Origin of the sequence: Georgenia muralis, from assembly GCF_003814705.1 — a bacterium.
Lineage (GTDB): Bacteria > Actinomycetota > Actinomycetes > Actinomycetales > Actinomycetaceae > Georgenia > Georgenia muralis.
Map to the genome: position 1 here is coordinate 1,797,969 of NZ_RKRA01000001.1, position 18,664 is coordinate 1,816,632.

Annotated in this window: 18 protein-coding genes and 1 pseudogene; 15 read left to right on the forward strand and 4 right to left on the reverse strand. The window is 72.9% G+C overall.

Features of this window, described 5'->3' with window-relative positions; all coding sequences use genetic code 11:
- Window positions 1–87: 87 nt before the first annotated feature.
- Window positions 88–1,311, forward strand: coding sequence for an amidohydrolase (locus EDD32_RS07960; protein ID WP_123916460.1), 1,224 nt, complete (start codon window positions 88–90; stop codon window positions 1,309–1,311).
- Window positions 1,308–2,813 carry an MFS transporter gene (locus EDD32_RS07965; protein WP_123916462.1) on the forward strand — a complete coding sequence of 502 codons (1,506 nt, stop codon included), beginning with the start codon at window positions 1,308–1,310 and terminating at the stop codon, window positions 2,811–2,813. Before EDD32_RS07960 ends, EDD32_RS07965 begins: the two co-directional genes overlap by 4 nt.
- 8 nt (window positions 2,814–2,821) lie before the next feature.
- Here the strand turns inward: EDD32_RS07965 and EDD32_RS07970 are convergent, their stop codons facing one another.
- Complete coding sequence (locus EDD32_RS07970; protein WP_123916464.1) at window positions 2,822–3,451, reverse strand: trimeric intracellular cation channel family protein; 630 nt, start codon at window positions 3,449–3,451, stop codon at window positions 2,822–2,824.
- Window positions 3,448–5,283, reverse strand: coding sequence for a S9 family peptidase (locus tag EDD32_RS07975; RefSeq protein WP_123916466.1), 1,836 nt, complete (start codon window positions 5,281–5,283; stop codon window positions 3,448–3,450). The genes EDD32_RS07970 and EDD32_RS07975 overlap by 4 nt, the downstream gene beginning before the upstream one ends.
- A gap of 87 nt (window positions 5,284–5,370) precedes the next feature.
- Between EDD32_RS07975 and EDD32_RS07980 the strand changes: the two genes are divergently transcribed.
- From EDD32_RS07980 to EDD32_RS07995, 4 genes are all read left to right on the forward strand, one after another.
- Window positions 5,371–6,453 carry a copper resistance D family protein gene (locus EDD32_RS07980; protein ID WP_123916468.1) on the forward strand — a complete coding sequence of 361 codons (1,083 nt, stop codon included), beginning with the start codon at window positions 5,371–5,373 and terminating at the stop codon, window positions 6,451–6,453.
- 462 nt (window positions 6,454–6,915) lie between these two features.
- Window positions 6,916–8,547, forward strand: a complete 1,632-nt coding sequence (locus tag EDD32_RS07985; RefSeq protein ID WP_123916470.1) for a multicopper oxidase family protein — start codon at window positions 6,916–6,918, stop codon at window positions 8,545–8,547.
- Between the two features lie 2 nt (window positions 8,548–8,549).
- Window positions 8,550–9,092, forward strand: a complete 543-nt coding sequence (gene lepB, locus EDD32_RS07990) for a signal peptidase I (RefSeq protein ID WP_123920342.1) — start codon at window positions 8,550–8,552, stop codon at window positions 9,090–9,092.
- 8 nt (window positions 9,093–9,100) lie between these two features.
- The gene (locus tag EDD32_RS07995) at window positions 9,101–9,700 is read left to right on the forward strand and encodes a copper resistance CopC family protein (RefSeq protein WP_123916472.1); all 600 of its coding nucleotides are present in this window, start codon (window positions 9,101–9,103) and stop codon (window positions 9,698–9,700) included.
- Window positions 9,701–9,703: 3 nt separating this feature from the next.
- Here EDD32_RS07995 and EDD32_RS08000 read toward each other — a convergent pair whose 3' ends face one another.
- Window positions 9,704–11,428 carry an FAD-dependent oxidoreductase gene (locus EDD32_RS08000; RefSeq protein ID WP_211338769.1) on the reverse strand — a complete coding sequence of 575 codons (1,725 nt, stop codon included), beginning with the start codon at window positions 11,426–11,428 and terminating at the stop codon, window positions 9,704–9,706.
- Window positions 11,428–11,814: a rhodanese-like domain-containing protein gene (locus tag EDD32_RS08005; protein ID WP_123916474.1), complete on the reverse strand. Its 387-nt coding sequence runs from the start codon at window positions 11,812–11,814 to the stop codon at window positions 11,428–11,430. Before EDD32_RS08005 ends, EDD32_RS08000 begins: the two co-directional genes overlap by 1 nt.
- Before the next feature lie 291 nt (window positions 11,815–12,105).
- Between EDD32_RS08005 and trxA the strand changes: the two genes are divergently transcribed.
- From trxA to EDD32_RS08050, 9 genes and pseudogenes are all read left to right on the forward strand, one after another.
- On the forward strand, window positions 12,106–12,486 hold the full coding sequence (gene trxA, locus EDD32_RS08010) for a thioredoxin (RefSeq protein ID WP_123916476.1): 381 nt from the start codon (window positions 12,106–12,108) through the stop codon (window positions 12,484–12,486).
- An 82-nt stretch (window positions 12,487–12,568) separates the two neighbouring features.
- Window positions 12,569–12,955, forward strand: a complete 387-nt coding sequence (locus EDD32_RS08015; RefSeq protein WP_123916478.1) for a DUF302 domain-containing protein — start codon at window positions 12,569–12,571, stop codon at window positions 12,953–12,955.
- 74 nt (window positions 12,956–13,029) lie between these two features.
- Entirely contained in the window at window positions 13,030–13,293 is a 264-nt protein-coding gene (locus tag EDD32_RS08020; RefSeq protein ID WP_123916480.1) for a metal-sensitive transcriptional regulator, read from the forward strand.
- Between the two features lie 101 nt (window positions 13,294–13,394).
- A pseudogene (locus EDD32_RS20010) lies at window positions 13,395–13,661 on the forward strand (class I SAM-dependent methyltransferase); the annotation flags it as partial.
- A gap of 410 nt (window positions 13,662–14,071) precedes the next feature.
- A complete protein-coding gene (locus EDD32_RS08030) occupies window positions 14,072–14,761 on the forward strand; it encodes a response regulator transcription factor (protein ID WP_123916482.1) in 690 nt (229 codons plus the stop codon).
- Entirely contained in the window at window positions 14,758–15,879 is a 1,122-nt protein-coding gene (locus EDD32_RS08035; RefSeq protein WP_211338770.1) for a sensor histidine kinase, read from the forward strand. Before EDD32_RS08030 ends, EDD32_RS08035 begins: the two co-directional genes overlap by 4 nt.
- 435 nt (window positions 15,880–16,314) lie before the next feature.
- Window positions 16,315–17,559: a type III sulfide quinone reductase, selenoprotein subtype gene (sqr, locus tag EDD32_RS08040; protein WP_123916484.1), complete on the forward strand. Its 1,245-nt coding sequence runs from the start codon at window positions 16,315–16,317 to the stop codon at window positions 17,557–17,559.
- A 14-nt stretch (window positions 17,560–17,573) separates the two neighbouring features.
- Complete coding sequence (locus tag EDD32_RS08045; protein ID WP_123916486.1) at window positions 17,574–17,888, forward strand: TusE/DsrC/DsvC family sulfur relay protein; 315 nt, start codon at window positions 17,574–17,576, stop codon at window positions 17,886–17,888.
- 16 nt (window positions 17,889–17,904) lie between these two features.
- Window positions 17,905–18,441 (forward strand): DsrE/DsrF/DrsH-like family protein, encoded by a 537-nt coding sequence (locus EDD32_RS08050; RefSeq protein ID WP_123916487.1) that lies wholly within the window; start codon window positions 17,905–17,907, stop codon window positions 18,439–18,441.
- Window positions 18,442–18,664 lie beyond the last annotated feature (223 nt).

The following is an 18,664-nucleotide window of genomic DNA, read 5'->3' on the forward strand; positions in this document are numbered from 1 at the left end:
CGCTGACCGAGACGGACGTCCCTGTCCGACCCGTCGCGGCGGGACTAGCGTCATAGGGGCCAGCTCGCTCCGGGGAGATGATCGGCCATGGGTCGTGCCACTGAAGTCCTCGAGGGCCTCGCCACCACGACGGCGTGGCAGGAGAACCTCTACAGGTTCCTCCACGCCCGTCCTGAGCTCAGCTCGCAGGAGGTCGAGACCGGGGCGGAGATCGCCCGCCGGCTCGAGTCCTTCGGCTACGTGGTCCAGCGGGTCGGCGGCGGGGTGGTCGGTGTGCTGACGACCGGCGAGGGGCCCACGGTGCTCGCGCGGGCCGACATCGACGCCCTGCCGGTCACGGAGCAGACCGGCCTGCCCTACGCGTCGACGGCGACGACCGTGGACCCCTCCGGGGCCACCGTCGGCCTCATGCACGCCTGCGGTCACGACGTCCACATCACCTGCCTGCTCGGGGCGGCCGAGCTCCTCGCCGCGCGCCCGGGCGCCTGGCACGGCACGTTCGTCGCCCTCTTCCAACCGGCCGAGGAGACGGCGGCCGGGGCGCGCGCCATGGTCGACGACGGCCTCACCAGCAAGGTCCCGCGACCCGACGTCGCCTTCGGTCAGCACGTCCTCAACCACGCGGCCGGGGTCCTCGGCACACGCGCCGGACCGGTCCTCTCAGCAGGTGACAGCATCCGGGTCACGGTGTTCGGGAAGGGCTCGCACGGGTCGATGCCGCACCTCGGCGTCGACCCGGTGGTGCTCGCCGCCTCGATCGTGCTGCGGCTGCAGACGATCGTCTCGCGCGAGGTCAGGCCCGGGGAGTTCGCCGTGGTGACGGTCGGCAGCAGCGTCGCAGGGTCGAAGAGCAACATCATCCCGGACCGCGCCGTCCTGCTCGTCAACCTGCGCACCTACGACATGGGCGTGCGGCAGCAGGTGGTGGACGCCGTCGAGCGGATCGTCCGGGCGGAGTGCGAGGCCGCGGGCTCGCCCGAGCCGCCGACCTTCGAGTACTACGACCAGTTCCCGCTGACCGACAACGACCCCGAGGTGACCGCCGCCGTCACCGCGGCGTTCCGGGCCCACTTCGGCGACGACCGCGTCGTCGACCTCGGCCGGATCACCGCGAGCGAGGACTTCAGCCGGGTCCCGGACGCGTTCGGGACGCCCTACACGTACTGGGGGGTCGGGGGCTTCCCACCGGAACGCCCCGGGCCGCCCAACCACTCGCCGATGTTCGCGCCTGTCATCCAGCCCACGCTGAGCGCCGGCACCGAAGCCATCGTCGTCGCGACCCTGGCGTACCTCGGAAAGGACGAGCCATGACCACCGCTCCAGCCGTCCCCAGGGCGGCACAGGGCTTCAAGGGGAACGACCGCCTGCTGACCGGCATCGTTCTCGGCGTCCTCACCTTCTGGATGTTCGCGGGCACCGTCGGCACCGTCGCCCGCTCCATCCTCACCGACATCAACGGCGCCCCGATCGACCAGGTCGCCAACCCCGTCGTCACCCTGGACCAGATGAACCTGGCCGTGTCGATCACGGCGCTGTTCTCGGGTTTGTTCATCGTGTTCATGGGCGGTCTCGCGGACCGGGTCGGACGTGTGCGCATCGCCGTCGTCGGCAACGTCCTCGGCATCGTCGGCTCGGTCCTCATCATCTTCGCCGACGGTGGGCTCGCGCTTCCCCTGCTGCTGACCGGTCGTGCGGTCCAGGGCCTGTCGGCCGCCTGCATCATGCCCGCGACGATGGCGCTGGTGAAGGCCTACTGGGACGGGCCCGGCCGCCAGCGGGCCGTGTCGATGTGGTCGATCGGCTCGTGGGGCGGCTCCGGCCTCGCCGCGATCTTCGGCGGCTTCGTCGCCTCCAACTTCAGCTGGCGCATCATCTTCTACGCCTCCGTCGTCATCTCGGTCCTGGCCATCGTCCTCATCTGGGGGACACCGGAGAGCAAGGCCACGGAGCAGGAGCACAAGAGGTTCGACGTCCCCGGGCTCGCCATCTTCATGGTGTCCGTGCTGGCCCTGATGATCCTGCTCATCTTCGGCCGACAGCTCGGCTGGACCGAGCCCACCACCCTCGCGCTCGCGGCGGTCGCCGTGGTGGGAGTGACCGCCTTCGTCGTCTTCGAGCGCAGGCAGGACAACCCGTTCATCGACTTCGCCCTGTTCAGGAACGTCACCTTCACGGGCGCCACGATCTCCAACTTCGTCCTCAACGCCACGATAGGCATGCTCATCGTGAGCCAGCAGATGCTGCAGATCGCCCGCCCCGAGCTGTTCGACCCGTGGAAGGCCGGCCTGCTCACCCTCGGCTACGCCGTCGCGATCATCGCCTTCATCCGGGTCGGTGAGCGTCTCCTGCGGGCCTTCGGGCCCCGCAAGCCGATGATCTGGGGGGCGACGATCGTCGCCATAGCGAGCGCGCTCCTCATCCCCACCAACATCCTCGTCGGGCCGTACACCGTCCTCGCGGTCATCGCGTACACCCTCTTCGGGCTCGGGCTGGCGTTCTACGCCACCCCGTCGACCGATGCGGCCCTGTCCAACCTCCCACCGGCCCAGGCCGGTGCGGGCGCCGGCATCTACAAGATGGCCTCGTCGCTGGGCGGTGCGATCGGGGCGGCCCTGTCGCTCACGATCTTCACCTCCTTCCTCGGCGACGGCGTCACGATCGTCGGCGAGCTCCTCCACACCCAGGGCATCCAGGAGAACGCGGCCGTCCGTCAGGCCGGCATGGTCACCTTCATGTTCAACGTCGTCCTGGCGCTGATCGCGATCATCTCCATCACCGTCACCGTCCCGAAGGGCAAGAAGTACCACGACTGAGCGCGCGGTCAGTCGCCGTCCCGGTGGTGCCTGGCCGCCGGGGCGTTGAGCCGGTACCGGAGCCCCACCATGCGGATGCCGAAGCAGAGCACGGCGCCCGCCACCGCGCCGGCTGCGCCGACCCCCGTGCCGACCGTCGCCACCGCGACCGAGGCGCCCAGCAGGGCGGGGATCGCGTAGAGCCCGCTGGTCAGGACCGAGGGGATCTCGCCGATGAGCACGTCGCGGATGGTGCCGCCGCCGACGGCGGTCACCGCGCCGAGCGCGATGGCCGGCGCTGGGGAGAGGCCGAACTCGACGGCCTTGAGGGCGCCGACGACGCAGAAGAGGCTCAGCCCGACCGCGTCGAGGACGAGCATCGACCGGTAGAGCAGGCGGGGCGGCCGGCTGATGAAGAAGGCGACGAGGGCGCCGACCGCGGCGACGGCGAGGTAGTACCACCGGGTGAAGGCGGCGGGCGGGACGTCGCCGATGACGACGTCGCGGATCATGCCGCCGCCGACCGCGGTGATGATCCCCAGCGCGAGGATGCCGACGATGTCGAGCCGGACCTTCCGGGACGCGGTGAACGCGCCGTTGACCGCGAACGCGAACGTCCCGAGCACGTCGAGCGCGAGGACCATGTCGGTGGGGCTCATGGGTTGAGGTGGGCCGCGACGAACCGGAGCTGGCGGCGCAGCTGCTCGACCTCCTCGTCGTCCACGACCGAGCCGTGGCCCGAGCCGTAGGTGTACAGCTCGACCGGGCCGGCGTAGTCCTCGCGCGAGCGCACCGCTCGGACGTAGTTGTCGATCTGGCCGATCGGGCAGCGGGGGTCGTTCTCGCCGGCGGTGATGAGGATGGGCGCGCGGACCCGGCCGGCGTAGGTGATCGGGCTGGCCACCCGGTAGGCCTCGGGCACCTGCTCCGGCGAGCCGCCGAAGAGCGACCGGTCGAAGGCCTGCAGGTCGGGCATCTCCTCGTGGTAGGCGGCGACGTAGTCGGCCACCGGCACGTCCGCCAGGCCCAGGGTCCAGCGGTCCGGCTGGGTGCCCAGGCCCAGGAGCGTGAGGTAGCCGCCCCACGACGCCCCCGCCAGGACCGACCGGGCGGGGTCGACCAGCCCGCGGTCCACGAGGTGGTCGTGCACGGCCGCGACGTCCTCGAGCTCGGTGAGCCCCACGCGTCCCTCGAGGGCGTCGCGCCAGGCCGAGCCGTAACCGGTCGAGCCGCGGTAGTTGACGCTGACGACGGCGAAGCCGTGGTCGACCCACGCCGCCAGGTGCGGGGAGAACGCGTCCGAGCGGTGCCACGCCGGTCCGCCGTGGACGTCCACCACGACCGGGAAGGGCCCCTCGCCCGCGGGGAGGCGCAGCAGGGCGTGGACCGGCCCGCCCGGGCCGGGCGCGCTGACCTCCTGGACGGGGACGGACGGCGCCGCGCGCAGCCCCGCGGGCGCCAGGACCTCGCGGCCCGTGCGGGCCGAGAGCACGGTGCGGGGGGTGGCCGCCGAGGACCAGCGCAGCCAGACGTCGCCGTCGGGCCGGGGTGCCGCCTCCGAGACGGACCCGTCCACCGGTCCGACGGGGGTGGTCGTGCGGGTGCCCAGCGGGTGGCGGTACAGCCGGGAGCGCGCGCGGTGGTCGACGGCGGCCAGGACGGTCCGCCCGTCGGGGTACCACCAGGCGGCGGTGACCTCGCCGGGGAGCGGTCGTCCGTCGTCACCGGTGAGGTGGACGTCGTGCACGTCGCCCGTGCCGAGGTCCCACACCGCGAGCTCGGCGCGGCCGCGGCGCTCGTGCCCGACGAGCAGGCGCAGGTCGCCGTCGCGGGGGGCGAAGTCGTGGGCGGTCAGGGCCATGCCGGGGCCGTCGTCGAGGTCCGCCACCACCGCGCCGGTGTCGGTGCGGACCACCCGCAGCGCGGGGTGGCGGTTGTCGCCGCGCTCGGAGTGCTCGATCGCGACGAGGTTGCCGTCGTGGGACAGGGCCGCTGCGCCGGCGTCGTTCGGGTGGGAGTAGAGCAGCACGGGCGCGGTGCCGGCCTCCCCGGCGCCGACGACGAGCTGGTGGACGTGGGTCCCGCGCTCGTCCGTGCGCCCGACGACGACCGTGCCGTCGCGGGCGAGGAGGAGTCCGGCGTCGTAGGCCTCGGGCAGGTCGACGGGGGTCTCCACCCCGTGCCCGGGCGGGGAGCCGAAGGGCTGGCGGCGCCAGCGGCCCCACTCGTCCCCGGCGGTGTCGTCGAACCACCAGACCCACGTCCCGTACGGGTCGATCGCGCACTCGGTGGTGCCCTGGTCACGGTCGGTGGCGACGACGAGCCGTCCGGTCGTGACGTCCCACGAGTGTACCTGGAGGATCCCGCGGTGGGTGGCCACGACGACGGCCCGGTCGGGTGCGTGCTCGGCCCACTCGGGCAGCTCGACCTGGGCGGCGCGCAGGCGCATCTCCCAGACGGGGCGGGGCCAGGCATCGGGGTCGGCGGTCATGTGGTCAGGGTAGGTCCAAAGGTTTCCCCAACCTCGCTGCCCTAGCGTGCGCCGCAAGGGGGACGGGCCAGAAGTCGGGGGACAGCGATGAGGACCAGCACCCAGGTGCCGGCGCACCGCCCCCTCCGCGCGCGCCACGAACTCAGCCCGGACCGGAGCGGCCCCGGGCCGAGCGAGGGCGGCCCCCGGCCCCGTTCGGCCCGGGGCCGTGCGGCCCGGCGCACGCTCCTGTCGGTGGTCCCGCTGGTCGTCGCTGCAGCGGCGGCCCTCCTCCTGGGGGAGCGGGACGTCCCGGTCCCGGGGATCCGGGACGCCGGCCCGCTCAACGAGTCCGTCCTGCTGCTGGCCCGGGCCGTCTCGGAGGTGGCGGCGGTGGGCACCGTCGGGGTCCTGCTCGTCATGGCGGCCCTCCTGCCGGCCGACCTGGCCCGGGACCGCCTGGGCCGGCTCGGCACCCTGGCCGGCCGGTGGGCGGCGGTGTGGGCGGCGGCCTCGTCCGTCCTGCTGCTGGTGACGTGCGCGGAGATCGTCGGGGTGGGGGTGGTCGAGCTGGTCCGCTCGGGCGGGCTGCCCGACCTCGTCGCCGTGCCCGCCGCGCGCGCCCTCGTCTCGACCACCGCGGTCGCGCTCGTCGTCGCCGTGGGCGCGCACGGGGCGAGCCGCCTCGTCGCGCAGGCACTGCTGCTCCTCGCCCTGGTCGGCCTGGTCCCGCCGCTGCTCACGAGCCACCTCGGCCACGGGGAGGAACCGGGTCTGGCGCTGGCGGCTCTGGTCGTCCACGTCCCGGCCGTCGCTCTGTGGGTGGGCGGGCTGCTGGCCCTGGTGCTGCACGGGCGGGGCCCGGCACTGGGCCCGGCGATGAGGCGGTTCAGCCCGATGGCGGGGGTGTGTCTCGCCCTCGTGGCGCTCTCGGGGGCCGTGACCGCCGCGGGGCGCCTCACCGGGCTGGACGACCTGTGGTCCACGCCCTACGGCAGCCTGGTCGTCGTCAAGCTCGCGGCCCTGGGCGTGCTCGGCGCCTTCGGGGCCATGCACCGGGTGCGGACCCTCCCCGCGCTCCAGGACGGGCGTCCCCGGACGCTCCTGAGGCTGGCGTCGCTGGAGGTCGTGGTCATGGCCGCGACCGTCGGCGTCGCCGTCGGGCTCTCCACCACCGCACCACCGGTCTGACACGCACGGTTCCCGGCCGCGCAGGGGCCGCCGGGGCAGACCGTGACTGGTGAGGGAGAGGTCGGGTGGCACCGACGGGCACCGCCCGTCGGTGCCACCGTCGCGCCGCCCGGCCGGCCCGGCGCGCCCGCGGGGCGGCAGTCCCACGGGCCCCACCCACCCCGCCTGGCTTCTCCTCCGCACCCGACGGCGTGCAGCAGTCGCGGGGGACACCCTGCAGCAGTCGCGGGGGGACACCCTGCAGCAGTCGCGGGGGGCACCGTGCCGCAGTCTCAGGGGGCGCCGTGCGCCCGTCGCCGGGGACGGTTCGTTGCGGGACCTTGCGGGACGTTGCGCGACCGTTTCACCAGTGGTTCCCAAGGTTTTCCCAGTCTGGCCGACCTACGGTTTCCACGACCGCCGGACAGTGTGCCGGCGCGGGGGCGTCCATCTCTGTGGGGGGGAAGGACAAGGAGTCATCCGATGGAAGTGACGAGGCGAGACCTCTTCAAGATCGGTGCCGTCGGCGGCCTGGGCGCGGTCGCACTCGCCGGCCCCTGGGGCGGAACCCTCCAGGGCAAGTCGGCCAGCAAGCTGCGGGACCGCAACTTCCCCGCACGCTACGCCTCGGCGTTCTACCGGCCCCCGGTGCTGACGCCGTACGAGCGGACGGTCGACGCCGAGGGGGCCCCGCTGCACAAGTACGAGGTGAGCCAGACCACCGGCCTGGCCCGCCTCGTCCGCGGCGGCCTGCTCACGCCGGTCCTGACCTACAACGGCACGGTGCCCGGACCGACGATCAGCGTCGACCGGGGCGTGCGGGTCAACCTCCGGGTCCGGAACAAGCTCCCGCTCGTCCACCCGCAGTGGGGCCACACCCTGGACACGTCCACCCACCTGCACGGCTCGGCCTCGCTGCCGCAGTTCGACGGCTACGCCAACGACCTCACCTACCCGGCGTACAAGAAGTACTACCAGTTCCCCAACCACCAGCCCGCGCGGACGATCTGGTACCACGACCACGCCTCGCACCACACGGCGCACAACGTCTACTCGGGCCTGGCCGCGCAGTACCACATCCACGACGAGGCGGAGCGCGAGCTCCTCCCGCAGGGCGACTTCGACGTGCCGCTGACCATCGGCGACGCGATGTTCGAGGAGTCCGGGCGTCTGGCGTTCGACGACAACTCCACCTCGGGGCTGTGGGGCGACGTCATCCTCGTCAACGGTGTGGCCTGGCCGGTCATGAAGGTCCAGCCGCGCATCTACCGCTTCCGGGTGCTCAACGCCTCGATCTCGCGCTCGTACCGCTTCCGGCTCAGCACGGGGGACCCCGTGACCGTCGTCGCGACCGACGGCGGACTCGTGCCGACGGCGAGGCAGGTGACCTCCTGGCGCCACGCACCGGCCGAGCGCTACGAGGTGCTCATCGACTTCCGGCGCCACCGCGGGCGCCGGGTCGAGCTGCGCAACTCCTCCAACGAGAACAACGTCGACTACGACTACACCGACCGGATCATGGCCTTCGACGTCCTCAACGTCGAGCCGACCAAGACCCGCTACGACGCCCAGGGGGTGCTCGGTCCCGACCCGACGTGGGACACCCTGCCCACCACGCTGGTGAGCAGCGAGACGATGGACCTCCAGGAGTCGTGGTCGGTGAAGAAGCGCCACTTCCGGCTCAAGAAGAACGACCTCGGCGTGTGGACGATCGGCGACCAGCGGTGGGACGACGTCATCGCGTCGGGCTTCACCCAGGTCCTGGCCAACCCGGGCCTGAACGACACCGAGGTCTGGACGCTGGAGAACTCCTCGGGCGGATGGTTCCACCCGGTGCACATCCACCTCGTGGACTTCAAGATCCTCTCCCGCAACGGGCGACCGGCCTTCGACTACGAGCAGGGCCCGAAGGACACCGTCTACCTCGGTGAGGGCGAGACCGTCCGGCTGCTCATCAAGTTCGGGCCGCACGAGGGCCGGTACATGGTCCACTGCCACAACCTGCCGCACGAGGACCACGACATGATGGCCCAGTTCCAGGTGGGCAACCCCGGCTACCCCGACCCCAACGACCCGATCGAGGCCGCCCAGTGCGTCCCCGACGACGACGCGTGACGATGCACGCCCAGCCGCTGACAGGCGCGGGGCCGGCTCCGGCCGGCCCAGCGCGACCTGCCGGGCCGGGGGCACGGCGAGGCCTGCTCGTCACCGTCGTCGTCGTCGTCGGGACCGCCCTGCTGCTCCGGGTCTTCGTGGTGGGGTGGTACCCGGTGCTGTCGGACTCGATGGCACCGACCGTCGCCTCGGGGGACCACGTGGTGGTCGACCGGGTGACCTGGCGCCTGGGGGGCCCGGACCGCGGTGACCTCGTGACCTTCGTCAGTCCTGAGGACGGGACCGCGCTGCTCAAGCGGGTCGTGGCTGTGGGTGGCGACGAGGTGCGCATCGACGACGCGCTCCTCGTGGTCAACGGCGCCGTGGTGGACGAGCCCTACGTCGACCACGCGCGCATCGACGCGACGTACTTCGGTCCGGTGCGGGTGCCCGCCGGGCACGTGTTCGTCCTGGGGGACAACCGGTTCGGCTCGATCGACTCGCGGGTCTTCGGTCCCGTCGACCTCGAGGACGTGACCGGCCGGGTCGTCCACACCCTCGGGTAGGGGCACCGGTGCGCGCACGCACGAGGCGGACGGCGTGGCCCGCGCGCGCCCTGGCCGCGGCCGCCGTCCTCGTCCTCCTCGTCCTCGGGCCGCTCACGGGGGCGTACGCCCACGAGGACCTGCGCTCCTCGGTCCCGGCGGACGGCAGCGCCGGCCCCACCCCGGCGGCCGTGGAGCTCGTCCCGGCGGCCGTGGAGCTCGTGCTCACCGCACCGCCGCTGGCCGTCGGCGCCCAGGTGGTGGTCAGCGGTCCGGCGGGACCGGTCACCTCCGCACCGCCGGTCGTCGAGGGTGCCCGGCTCTCCGCGGCCCTCCCCGAGCGGCTGCCCCCCGGGAAGTACCGCATGGCCTGGCAGGTCACCGCAGCGGACGGGCACCCGGTGACGGGGGAGCTCGGGTTCACGGTGGCCCCGTCCCCGGCCGGTACCGCGGAGCCCGACCCGCCGCCGCAGCCCACCCGCCCGACGGCGCCGGTCGCAGAGGACGCAGCCGTGGGCCCCGGCCCGGTCGACGGGCCGGCCGACGGCACCCCCGTCACCCCGTTCGTGGCCGGGATCGTGGCGGTGGGCGCCGTCGTCGCCGGGTGGCTGGTGGTCCGGCGCCCCTGAGCCTCACAGGCCCGGGTGGACCGCCGCCAGCGTGAGCCAGCCCCCGGAGAGGGTGCGGGCGTCGAAGCCCTCACCGAGCAGCACCCGGGTGGCGAGGTACGAGCGGACACCGCTGGCGCAGTGCACGCTCACGGGCCGCCCCGCGGCGGCCTCGCGCACCTGCTCCAGGTGGTCGCGCAGCTCGGTGTGGGGGATGTTGAGGGCTCCCTCGAGGTGACCGCTCCCGTACTCCTTGTGGGAGCGGACGTCGAGGACGAGCGTGTCGCGCCGCACGTCCTCGAGGTCCCAGGCCTGCCACTGCGGCATCGTCCCGTCGAGGACGTTCTGCGCGACGAAGCCGAGCATGTTGACCGGGTCCTTGGCCGAGCCGAACGGCGGGGCGTACGCGAGCTCGAGCTCGGCGAGGTCGTCGGCCGTCATGCCGGCGCGGATCGCCGTGGCGAGGACGTCGATGCGCTTGTCCACACCGGCGCGGCCGACCGCCTGGGCGCCGAGCAGGGTGCCGTCCGGGGCGAAGCTGGCCACGAGGTGGATCTGCTCCGAGCCCGGGTAGTACCCCGCGTGGTGGCCGGGGTGGATGTGCATGACCTCGTGGTCGATCCCTGCGCGGCGCAGCGTCGCCTGGTTCAGGCCGGTGGTGGCGGCGGTCAGGCCGAAGACCCGCACGATCGAGGTGGCCAGGACGTCCTTCTGCGGGGTGGTGCGCCGCCCGAGGACGGAGTCCGCGGCTCGCCGGCCCTGCCGGTTCGCCGGACCGGCCAGCGGCACCGGGACCCCGGCGCCCGTCCCGGCCTGGACGACCTCCACTGCGTCCCCGACGGCCCAGATGTGCGGGTCGGACGTGCGCTGGTCGGCGTCGACGCGGATGGCGCCGCTAGGGCCGAGGTCCAGACCGGCCTGCTTGGCCAGCGCCGAGGCCGGCCGGACCCCGACGTTGACGACGACGAGGTCGGCGGGCAGGGCGGTGCCGTCGGAGAGGGTGACGGTGACCTGGCCGAGGGTGCCCGCGAGCTCGTCGCCGTACTCGGTCGGCTCGTCCGTGGCGGCCACCGACTGTGCGGAGACACCCAGGTGCAGCCTCACGCCGTGACGGGTGAGCTCGTCCGCGAGCAGCGGTGCCAGCTCGGCGTCCAGCGGGGTCAGGACGTGGTCGGCCAGCTCGACGAGGTGGACCTCCAGGCCGCGGGCGGCCAGCGCCTCGACGGCCTCGAGGCCGATGAAGCCTGCCCCGATGACGACGGCGGAGGGCGCGTCGCCCTCTGCCCGTCCGGCCAGGACGGAGTCCACGGCGGCGCGCAGCCCGTCGACGTCGGGGACGGTGCGCAGGGAGTGCACGGCCGGGTGGTCCAGGCCCGCGATCGGGGGTCGGACCGGCACGGCACCGGGGGCGAGGACGAGGGCGTCGTAGGGCAGGTCGTAGGTGCCCTCCGGCCCGACGACGCTCACGCGGTGGGCGTCGCGGTCCACCCCGGTGACGCGGTGCCCGGTGCGGACGTCGAGGTCGAGGCTGGCCGCGAGGGTCGCGGGGGTGTGCAGGAGGAGCGCGTCGCGGCGCGCGATCTCCCCCGAGAGGTGGTACGGCAGGCCGCAGTTGGCGAACGAGACGTAGTCGCTCTGCTCGAGCACGACGATGTCGGCGTGCTCGTCGAGGCGGCGGGCGCGCGCGGCGGCGCTCATGCCGCCGGCCACGCCACCGACGACGACGAGCCGCACGGGGGGCGCGGACATCAGCGGACCGCCCCGCCGGCACGCTGCCACGCCGCCATGCCGCCGCTGAGGCTGGTGGCGTCGAACCCGAGGCCGCGCAGCTGCTTGGCGCCCGAGCGCGAGCGTGCACCGGAGGCGCACACGACCACGACCGGCTTGTCCTTGGCCAGGCGCCGCGGGGCCTTCTCACCGACCTCGGCCAGGGGCACGTGGACCGCCTGCGGCGCGTGACCGCTGCGCCACTCCTGGCGCTCGCGGACGTCGAGGAGGGACGCGCCGTCACCGACGAGCTCCAGCGCGCGGGCGGCGTCGACGGTGGAGGGCAGCCGCCCGTCGTCAGCGCCTGCGCCGAAAAGGCTCTTGAGGCGTGCGAGGAGGCCGGGGGAGGAGGGAGGAGGAGTGGTCATGGTTGTCCTTTCGTCACCATCGACAATACCCAGGGGGGTATGACAAATTCCGGCTCGCGGCGGTGAGGACCCTCACGGCCCCACCGGGACCGAGGTCCCGCCGCTGGGCCGCTCCGGCCGGCGGGGGCGACCCGTGCGCCCCACCGCTGTCGACCCCTGTGTGCCACCACTATGGCACCGGCCGCCGGGGTGCGGGCAGAGGACCCGGACGGCACGATCGGGAGGACGGAATATGGCGGGCGCCGGTGCGTTATACCCCGTAGGGTATCGACTGATCATGAAGGAGAACACATGTCCACCGTCAACCTGACCGCCGAGAGCTTCGAGAAGACCGTCCTGGACGGGGGCATCGTCCTCGTCGACTTCTGGGCGGCGTGGTGCGGCCCGTGTCGCATGTTCGCGCCTGTCTTCGAGAAGGCGTCCGAGGACCACCCCGACATCGTCTTCGGCAAGGTCGACACGGAGGCCGAGCAGATGCTCGCCGCCCAGGCGTCGATCACCTCCATCCCCACCCTCATGGCCTTCCGTGACGGCATCCTGGTCTTCTCCCAGGCCGGCGCGCTGCCCGCGCCCGCGCTCGAGCAGCTCATCGACGCCGTCGAGGGGCTGGACATGGACGACGTGCGCGCGCAGATCGCGGCGCAGCAGACCGCCGAGCAGCCGGTCTCCTGACCGGACGGACGCCGGTCCCCGGACCGGACGAACGCCGGCCACACCGGCCGGCGCCCACGACCGAACGACGAGAGGACCCACCATGAGCTACGGCATCACCGTGACCACCGCCATGCCGTTCGACGAGGCGGTCGCCGCCGTCCGGGAGGCCCTCGGGGCCCAGGGCTTCGGCATCCTCACCGAGATCGACATGGCCGCCACCCTCAAGAAGAAGATCGACGCGGACATCCCGCCGCAGGTCATCCTCGGGGCGTGCAACCCGCCGCTCGCGCACCGTGCGCTCCAGGTGGAGGAGTCCGTCGGACTGCTCCTGCCGTGCAACGTCGTCGTGCGGGAGAGGGACGGGGCGACGGTCGTCGAGGCGCTCGACCCGCAGATCATGGTCGGCGTCACCGGCAACGACGACCTCGCCGCGGTGGCGGACGACGCCGCGACCCGGCTGCGGGCCGCGCTGGGCACGCTGGGATGACGCAGCCCGTCACGGCCGGACCGGCCGTACCCACAGGGGTATCCTGGGGTCCCGGGACGCAGAAGGGGGCGGTCATGGAGCTCGATCCCACCGAGATGGGCAAGGTCATCAACCGCCTCAAGCGCGCGCAGGGCCAGCTCGCGGGCGTGCTCCGCATGCTCGAGGAGGGCCGCGACTGCGAGGACGTCGTGACCCAGCTCTCCGCGGTCTCCCGAGCGCTGGACCGTGCCGGCTTCGCCATCATCGCCACGAGCATGCGGCAGTGCCTCGTGGACTCCGACGGTGAGGAGTCGGTGGACGTCCAGAAGCTCGAGAAGCTCTTTCTCTCGCTCGCCTGACGCCCACCGACGGCGCCGCGGCCTGGGACGCGCGGTACGCCGCGGCCGACCTGGTCTGGTCGGCCGCGCCGAGCCGCTGGGCGGTCGAGGTCCTCGGCGACCTGCCGCCCGGCGCCGCCCTCGACCTCGGCACCGGCGAGGGCCGGCACGCCGTCTGGCTCGCGCGCCGGGGCTGGCGCGTCACCGCGGTCGACTTCTCCGGGGAGGCGATCCGCAAGGCCCGCGCGCTCCAACAGGCCCACCTGCCGGGGGCGCCCATCGACTGGCGTCAGGCGGACGTCCTCGCCGACCCGCCGCCGCGGGCCGCCTTCGACGCGGTGCTGCTGATGTACCTCCACCTGCCGCGGGCGCAGCACCGAACCCTGCTGCGCGGTGCCGCCCAGGCCCTCGCGCCGGGCGGCTCGCTCCTCCTCGCGGGGCACGACCTGGCCAACCTCACCGCCGGGCGGGGCGGTCCGCAGGACCCCGACGTCCTCTTCACCGTCGCGGACCTCCTCGCCGATCTCGAGGCCTCGAGGGGCTCGACGTCGTCCGCGCCGAACGGGCCGAGCGGGCCGTGGGCGACGCCGTCGCCCTGGACACCGTCCTGCACGTCGTCCTGCGAACCTGAGCCCCGCCGGCGCGCCCGCCCCGCCCTTCACCGACCCTTCACGCGCGGGCCCCCACGGGTGACACGCGCGCGGCGCAGGCTCGTGGGCACCACGCCGCCCCCGGCCGGTTCCCGGGCTGGCACGCTAGGAGGGCCGCGGTGCGTGGTCGGCGGGTCAGGAGGGCTCACATGGGCAGGCAGGTGCTCGTCGTCGACGACGAGCCGGGCATCCGGCGGGTCCTGCGCGGCTACCTCGAGGGCGAGGGCCTGGAGGTGGCCGAGGCGGCCACCGGTGAGGAGGCGGTCGCCCGCGTGCGCCGCACCGGACCCGACCTCGTCCTGCTCGACGTCATGCTGCCCGACGTGGACGGCATCGAGGTCCTCCGGCGGATCCGCACCTTCTCCGACGTCTACGTCGTCCTCGTCACCGCCCGCGCCGAGGAGACGGACAAGCTCGTCGGCCTCGCAGTCGGGGCGGACGACTACGTGACCAAGCCCTTCAGCCCCCGCGAGGTCGTCGCCCGGGTCAAGGCGGTGCTCCGCCGCGGTCGTGGCGGTACCGAGGAGGGCGCCCGGCTCGTGCTCGACGGCCTGGTCGTGGACCCCGTGGCGCACGAGGTCCACGTCGACGGCCGGGCCGTGAGCCTCTCGGCCCTCGAGTTCGACCTCCTCGCCGCACTCGCCGGCTCCCCGGGCCGCGTCTTCTCACGCCGTCAGCTCCTCGAGCGCGTCTGGGGCTACGACTTCTACGGCGACGAGCGCGTGGTCGACGTCCACGTCCGGAGCCTGCGCAAGGAGCTCGGTGACGACGCCGCCTCGCCCCGGATCATCGGCACCGTGCGCGGCGTGGGGTACAAGCTCCTCCTGGAGCCGACGTGAACCGGCTCTCCGTCCGGCTCCTCCTGAGCCACGCGCTCGTCGCCGCGATCGGCGGGCTCACCACGTACCTGCTGGTGCGGTTCCTCGCCCCGCAGATGTACGACCGAGACGTACGGATGATGGGCGGGCCCGGTGGGGCCGGTGGGCCCGCCGGCGGGCCGGGCGTCGGCGGAGCCGGGCTGCGGGAGGTCACCGTCTCGGCGATGAACAACGCCGTCCTCGTCGGGGTGCTCGCCGGCATCGTCACGGCCGTCCTGGCGGGCGCCTACTCCTCGAGCCGGGTCATGCGGCCGCTGCGTGCGGTGAGTGCAGCGACGCACACCCTCGCCCAGGGCCGCTACGACCGGCGGGTCACCGTCCCGCGCGAGCTCGAGCTCGCCGCCGTCGCCGAGGACGTGAACGCCCTCGGTGAGCGGCTGGCCGAGACCGAGGCCCGCCGGGTGCGGCTGCTCGGGGAGGTCGCCCACGAGATGCGCACCCCGCTGACCGTGCTCGACGGGTACGTCGAGGGCATGGTCGACGGCGTCTTCGAGCCGGGTCCGGAGGTCCTCACCGAACTCGGCGCGGAGGTGCGTCGTCTGCGTCGTCTCGCCGACGACCTCAGCGCCCTGTCCCGGGCGGAGGAGGGGCGGCTGGAGCTGCGGGCGGCGGAGGTGGACCTGGCCGGGCTCGCCGTGCGTGCGGCCGAACGCCTGCGCGCCCAGCTCGACGACGCCGGGGTGCGCCTGGAGGTGCCCGCACCGAGCGGCCCGCTGCCGGTGACCGCCGACGCCGACCGCCTCGCCCAGGTCGTCACCAACCTCGTCGGTAACGCCCTCGCCGCGACCCCTGCGGGCGGGGTGGTCGAGGTGACCTCCCGGCGGGCGGGGGGCGAGGCCGTCGTCAGCGTGCGCGACACCGGCACCGGACTCGCGGCCGGCGACCTCGAGCGGGTCTTCGAGCGCTTCTACCGGGTGCCGGGCGGCGCGGACGCCCGTGCGGGCCGGCACACCGGCTCGGGCATCGGTCTGACCATCGCCCGCGGCATCGCCCGCGCCCACGGGGGCAACGTCACGGCGTCGTCCGGAGGGCCCGGGCGAGGCTCCACGTTCGAGCTGCGGGTGCCGCTGGGCGGGTAGCGGTCCGGCTCCGGTGAGCGAGTGGGTCTGCCGGAGCGCGCGGGTCTGCGGTGAGCGAGTGGGTCTGCGGTGAGCGAGTGGGTCTGCGGTGAGCGCGCAGGGTCGGAGGTGCTGAGTGACCCGGGAGCCGCTGACTCGCCGCGGTCGCCGTCCCTGCGGTCGCCGTCCCTGCGGTCGCCGTCGTCCGACGTGATGGCCGTGGCCGATCGTCGCCCCGGAGGGGCTCACCGTCAGCGTGCGCGCGGTGACGGCGCGGGCGGCAGCGCGGCGGCAGCGCCAGCCGTCCCTGGCGTGAGCCACGTCACAGAAGGGACCTTTCGCTCGCTTCGGCCAAATACCCCCGGGGGTAGGACGTACGGCCCGGTAAACCGGCAAACCGGGCGCGCATGATCATCATGTCACCCCGAAAGGCCACACCACTCCTGGAGGACGACGATGAAGCGTCTGGTCATTCTCGGCGGCGGAACCGCCGGGACGATGGTCGCGGTGAAGCTCCGCCGCAAGCTCAAGAAGGAGAAGTGGCAGATCACGGTCGTCGACCAGGACCTGCAGCACCTCTACCAGCCGGGGCTGCTCCTGCTCCCGTTCGGCGTCTACGAGCCGCACGAGCTGGTCAGGCCGCGCGACAAGTACCTGCCGCGCGGGGTCGACCTCGTGATGGGGGAGATCGACAAGGTCGACCCCGAGGCGCAGCGCGTGGACCTCATGGACGGCCGCACCCTCGACTATGACTACCTCGTCATCGCCACGGGCACCACCCCCCGGCCGGACCAGACCCCCGGCATGGAGGAGGGCGAGTGGCGCAAGAGCATCCACGAGTTCTTCACCCTCGAGGGCGCGATCGCCCTGCGGGAGGCGCTGGCCGACTTCACGGGCGGCCGCCTGGTGGTCCACATCACCGAGATGCCCATCAAGTGCCCGGTCGCGCCGCTGGAGTTCACCTTCCTCGCCGACGCCTTCTTCGAGGAGAAGGGCATGCGCGACAAGGTCGAGATCGTCTACGCCACCCCGCTCGAGGGCGCGTTCACGAAGCCGGTCGCCTCCGCCCATCTCGGCACGATGTTCGAGGACCGAAACATCCACATGGAGCCCGACTTCTACATCGAGCACATCGACCCCGAGACGAAGACCATGGTCTCGATGGACGAGCGGGAGATCCCCTTCGACCTCCTCGTCACGATCCCGCTCAACATGGGCGCCGACTTCGTGGCCCGCTCCGGCCTGGGTGACGACCTCAACTACGTCCCGGTCGACAAGGGCACCCTGCTCTCGACGAGGTACCAGAACATCTTCGCGGTCGGCGACGCCAGCAACATCCCCGCCTCGAAGGCCGGCTCGGTAGCCCACTTCGCGGTGGACGGGTTCACCGAGAACTTCGTCGACCACGTCCACGGCCGGCCCATGACCGACCTCTTCGACGGTCACGCGAACTGCTTCATCGAGTCCGGCCACGGCAAGGGCCTGCTCATCGACTTCAACTACGACACCGAGCCGCTGACCGGGGTCTACCCCTACCCCAAGGTCGGACCCCTCAGCCTGCTGAAGGAGACCCGAGCCAACCACTGGGGCAAGCTCGCGTTCCGCCACCTGTACTGGAACGTGCTCATGCGCGGTCTGCCCATGCCCGTCTCCCCCCACATGTCCATGGCCGGCAAGGAGACCGCCGGCACGAACGTCTGAGAGGTACGACAACCATGCCCGTCATCGAGATCTCCGGTAAGCCCGTCCACGTCAACGACGAGGGCTTCCTCACCGAGTACGACGAGTGGGACGAGGACATCGCCCGCACGCTCGCCCAGCAGATCGGCATCGACATGACCGACCAGCACTGGAAGGTCGTCCACTTCCTGCGCGACGACTTCAAGGCCCAGGGCGAGACCGCCACGACCCGCCGGATCAACACCGTCGGCGGCATCCCGGTCAAGGAGCAGTTCGCCCTGTTCCCCAAGAAGCCGGGCCGCAAGATGTCCTACATCGCCGGGCTGCCCAAGCCGCACGGCTGCGTCTGAGAGAGGCACACCGACCATGACCACCACACCTGTCACCGCACCGGCGATCGTCCCGAACTTCGACGACGAGGAGACCGACCGGAAGCTTGCGATCATCTGCTCCAAGGGCAACCTCGACATGGCCTACCCGGGGCTCATCCTCGGCAACGCCGCCCTCGGTGAGGGCATCGAGACTCACTTCTTCTTCACCTTCTGGGGCTTCGACATGATCATGAAGTCCCGGATGAACGACCTGACGTTCTCCCCGGTCGCCAACACCGCCATGCACCTGCCCATCCGGGACATGAAGCTGCCGCAGGCCCTCGCGCCGGCGCCCGGCATCAGCCGCATGACGACGAAGATGATGAAGAAGCAGATGGACGACCTCGGCATCCCCACGGTGCCGGACTTCCTCGACCAGATCGTCGCCGCCGGGGGTCACCTCTGGGCGTGCCAGCTCTCGGCCGACATGAACAAGCTCGACGCCTCGGACTTCCGGGACGACATCGAGGGGATCATCACGGCCGCGGACTTCATCGAGATGACGGGCGGCGCCCAGCTGCTGTTCATCTGAGGACCCGGACCGGGCGGCCCAGCCGCCCGGTCCGACGCCGGCGGGCCTGCGGGCCTCACCGCCGCCGGCGCAGGGGCGGGGGTTCCCTCGTCGTCACCGGTGTGGGCCGGGGGTACGCCTTCAGGGGCGGCGACGACGACGGGGACCCCCGCTTCGTCGTGCCCGGCGGGGTGCGACGGGTCCCCGACGCCCGGGCCGGGACGCCCGGGCCGGGACGGCGGGC

What these genes read in the sequence shown, in the direction of transcription:
- EDD32_RS08030 (WP_123916482.1), top strand. Translation starts at nt 14,072, where the DNA reads ATGGGCAGGCAGGTGCTCGTCGTCGACGACGAGCCGGGCATCCGGCGG.
- lepB (WP_123920342.1), top strand. Translation starts at nt 8,550, where the DNA reads ATGCACGCCCAGCCGCTGACAGGCGCGGGGCCGGCTCCGGCCGGCCCA.
- EDD32_RS07965 (WP_123916462.1), top strand. Translation starts at nt 1,308, where the DNA reads ATGACCACCGCTCCAGCCGTCCCCAGGGCGGCACAGGGCTTCAAGGGG.
- EDD32_RS08005 (WP_123916474.1), bottom strand. Translation starts at nt 11,814, where the DNA reads ATGACCACTCCTCCTCCCTCCTCCCCCGGCCTCCTCGCACGCCTCAAG.
- EDD32_RS07975 (WP_123916466.1), bottom strand. Translation starts at nt 5,283, where the DNA reads ATGACCGCCGACCCCGATGCCTGGCCCCGCCCCGTCTGGGAGATGCGC.
- EDD32_RS08045 (WP_123916486.1), top strand. Translation starts at nt 17,574, where the DNA reads ATGCCCGTCATCGAGATCTCCGGTAAGCCCGTCCACGTCAACGACGAG.
- EDD32_RS07970 (WP_123916464.1), bottom strand. Translation starts at nt 3,451, where the DNA reads ATGAGCCCCACCGACATGGTCCTCGCGCTCGACGTGCTCGGGACGTTC.
- EDD32_RS08000 (WP_211338769.1), bottom strand. Translation starts at nt 11,428, where the DNA reads ATGTCCGCGCCCCCCGTGCGGCTCGTCGTCGTCGGTGGCGTGGCCGGC.
- EDD32_RS07960 (WP_123916460.1), top strand. Translation starts at nt 88, where the DNA reads ATGGGTCGTGCCACTGAAGTCCTCGAGGGCCTCGCCACCACGACGGCG.
- EDD32_RS08015 (WP_123916478.1), top strand. Translation starts at nt 12,569, where the DNA reads ATGAGCTACGGCATCACCGTGACCACCGCCATGCCGTTCGACGAGGCG.
- trxA (WP_123916476.1), top strand. Translation starts at nt 12,106, where the DNA reads ATGTCCACCGTCAACCTGACCGCCGAGAGCTTCGAGAAGACCGTCCTG.
- EDD32_RS08050 (WP_123916487.1), top strand. Translation starts at nt 17,905, where the DNA reads ATGACCACCACACCTGTCACCGCACCGGCGATCGTCCCGAACTTCGAC.
- EDD32_RS07980 (WP_123916468.1), top strand. Translation starts at nt 5,371, where the DNA reads ATGAGGACCAGCACCCAGGTGCCGGCGCACCGCCCCCTCCGCGCGCGC.
- sqr (WP_123916484.1), top strand. Translation starts at nt 16,315, where the DNA reads ATGAAGCGTCTGGTCATTCTCGGCGGCGGAACCGCCGGGACGATGGTC.
- EDD32_RS08020 (WP_123916480.1), top strand. Translation starts at nt 13,030, where the DNA reads ATGGAGCTCGATCCCACCGAGATGGGCAAGGTCATCAACCGCCTCAAG.
- EDD32_RS07985 (WP_123916470.1), top strand. Translation starts at nt 6,916, where the DNA reads ATGGAAGTGACGAGGCGAGACCTCTTCAAGATCGGTGCCGTCGGCGGC.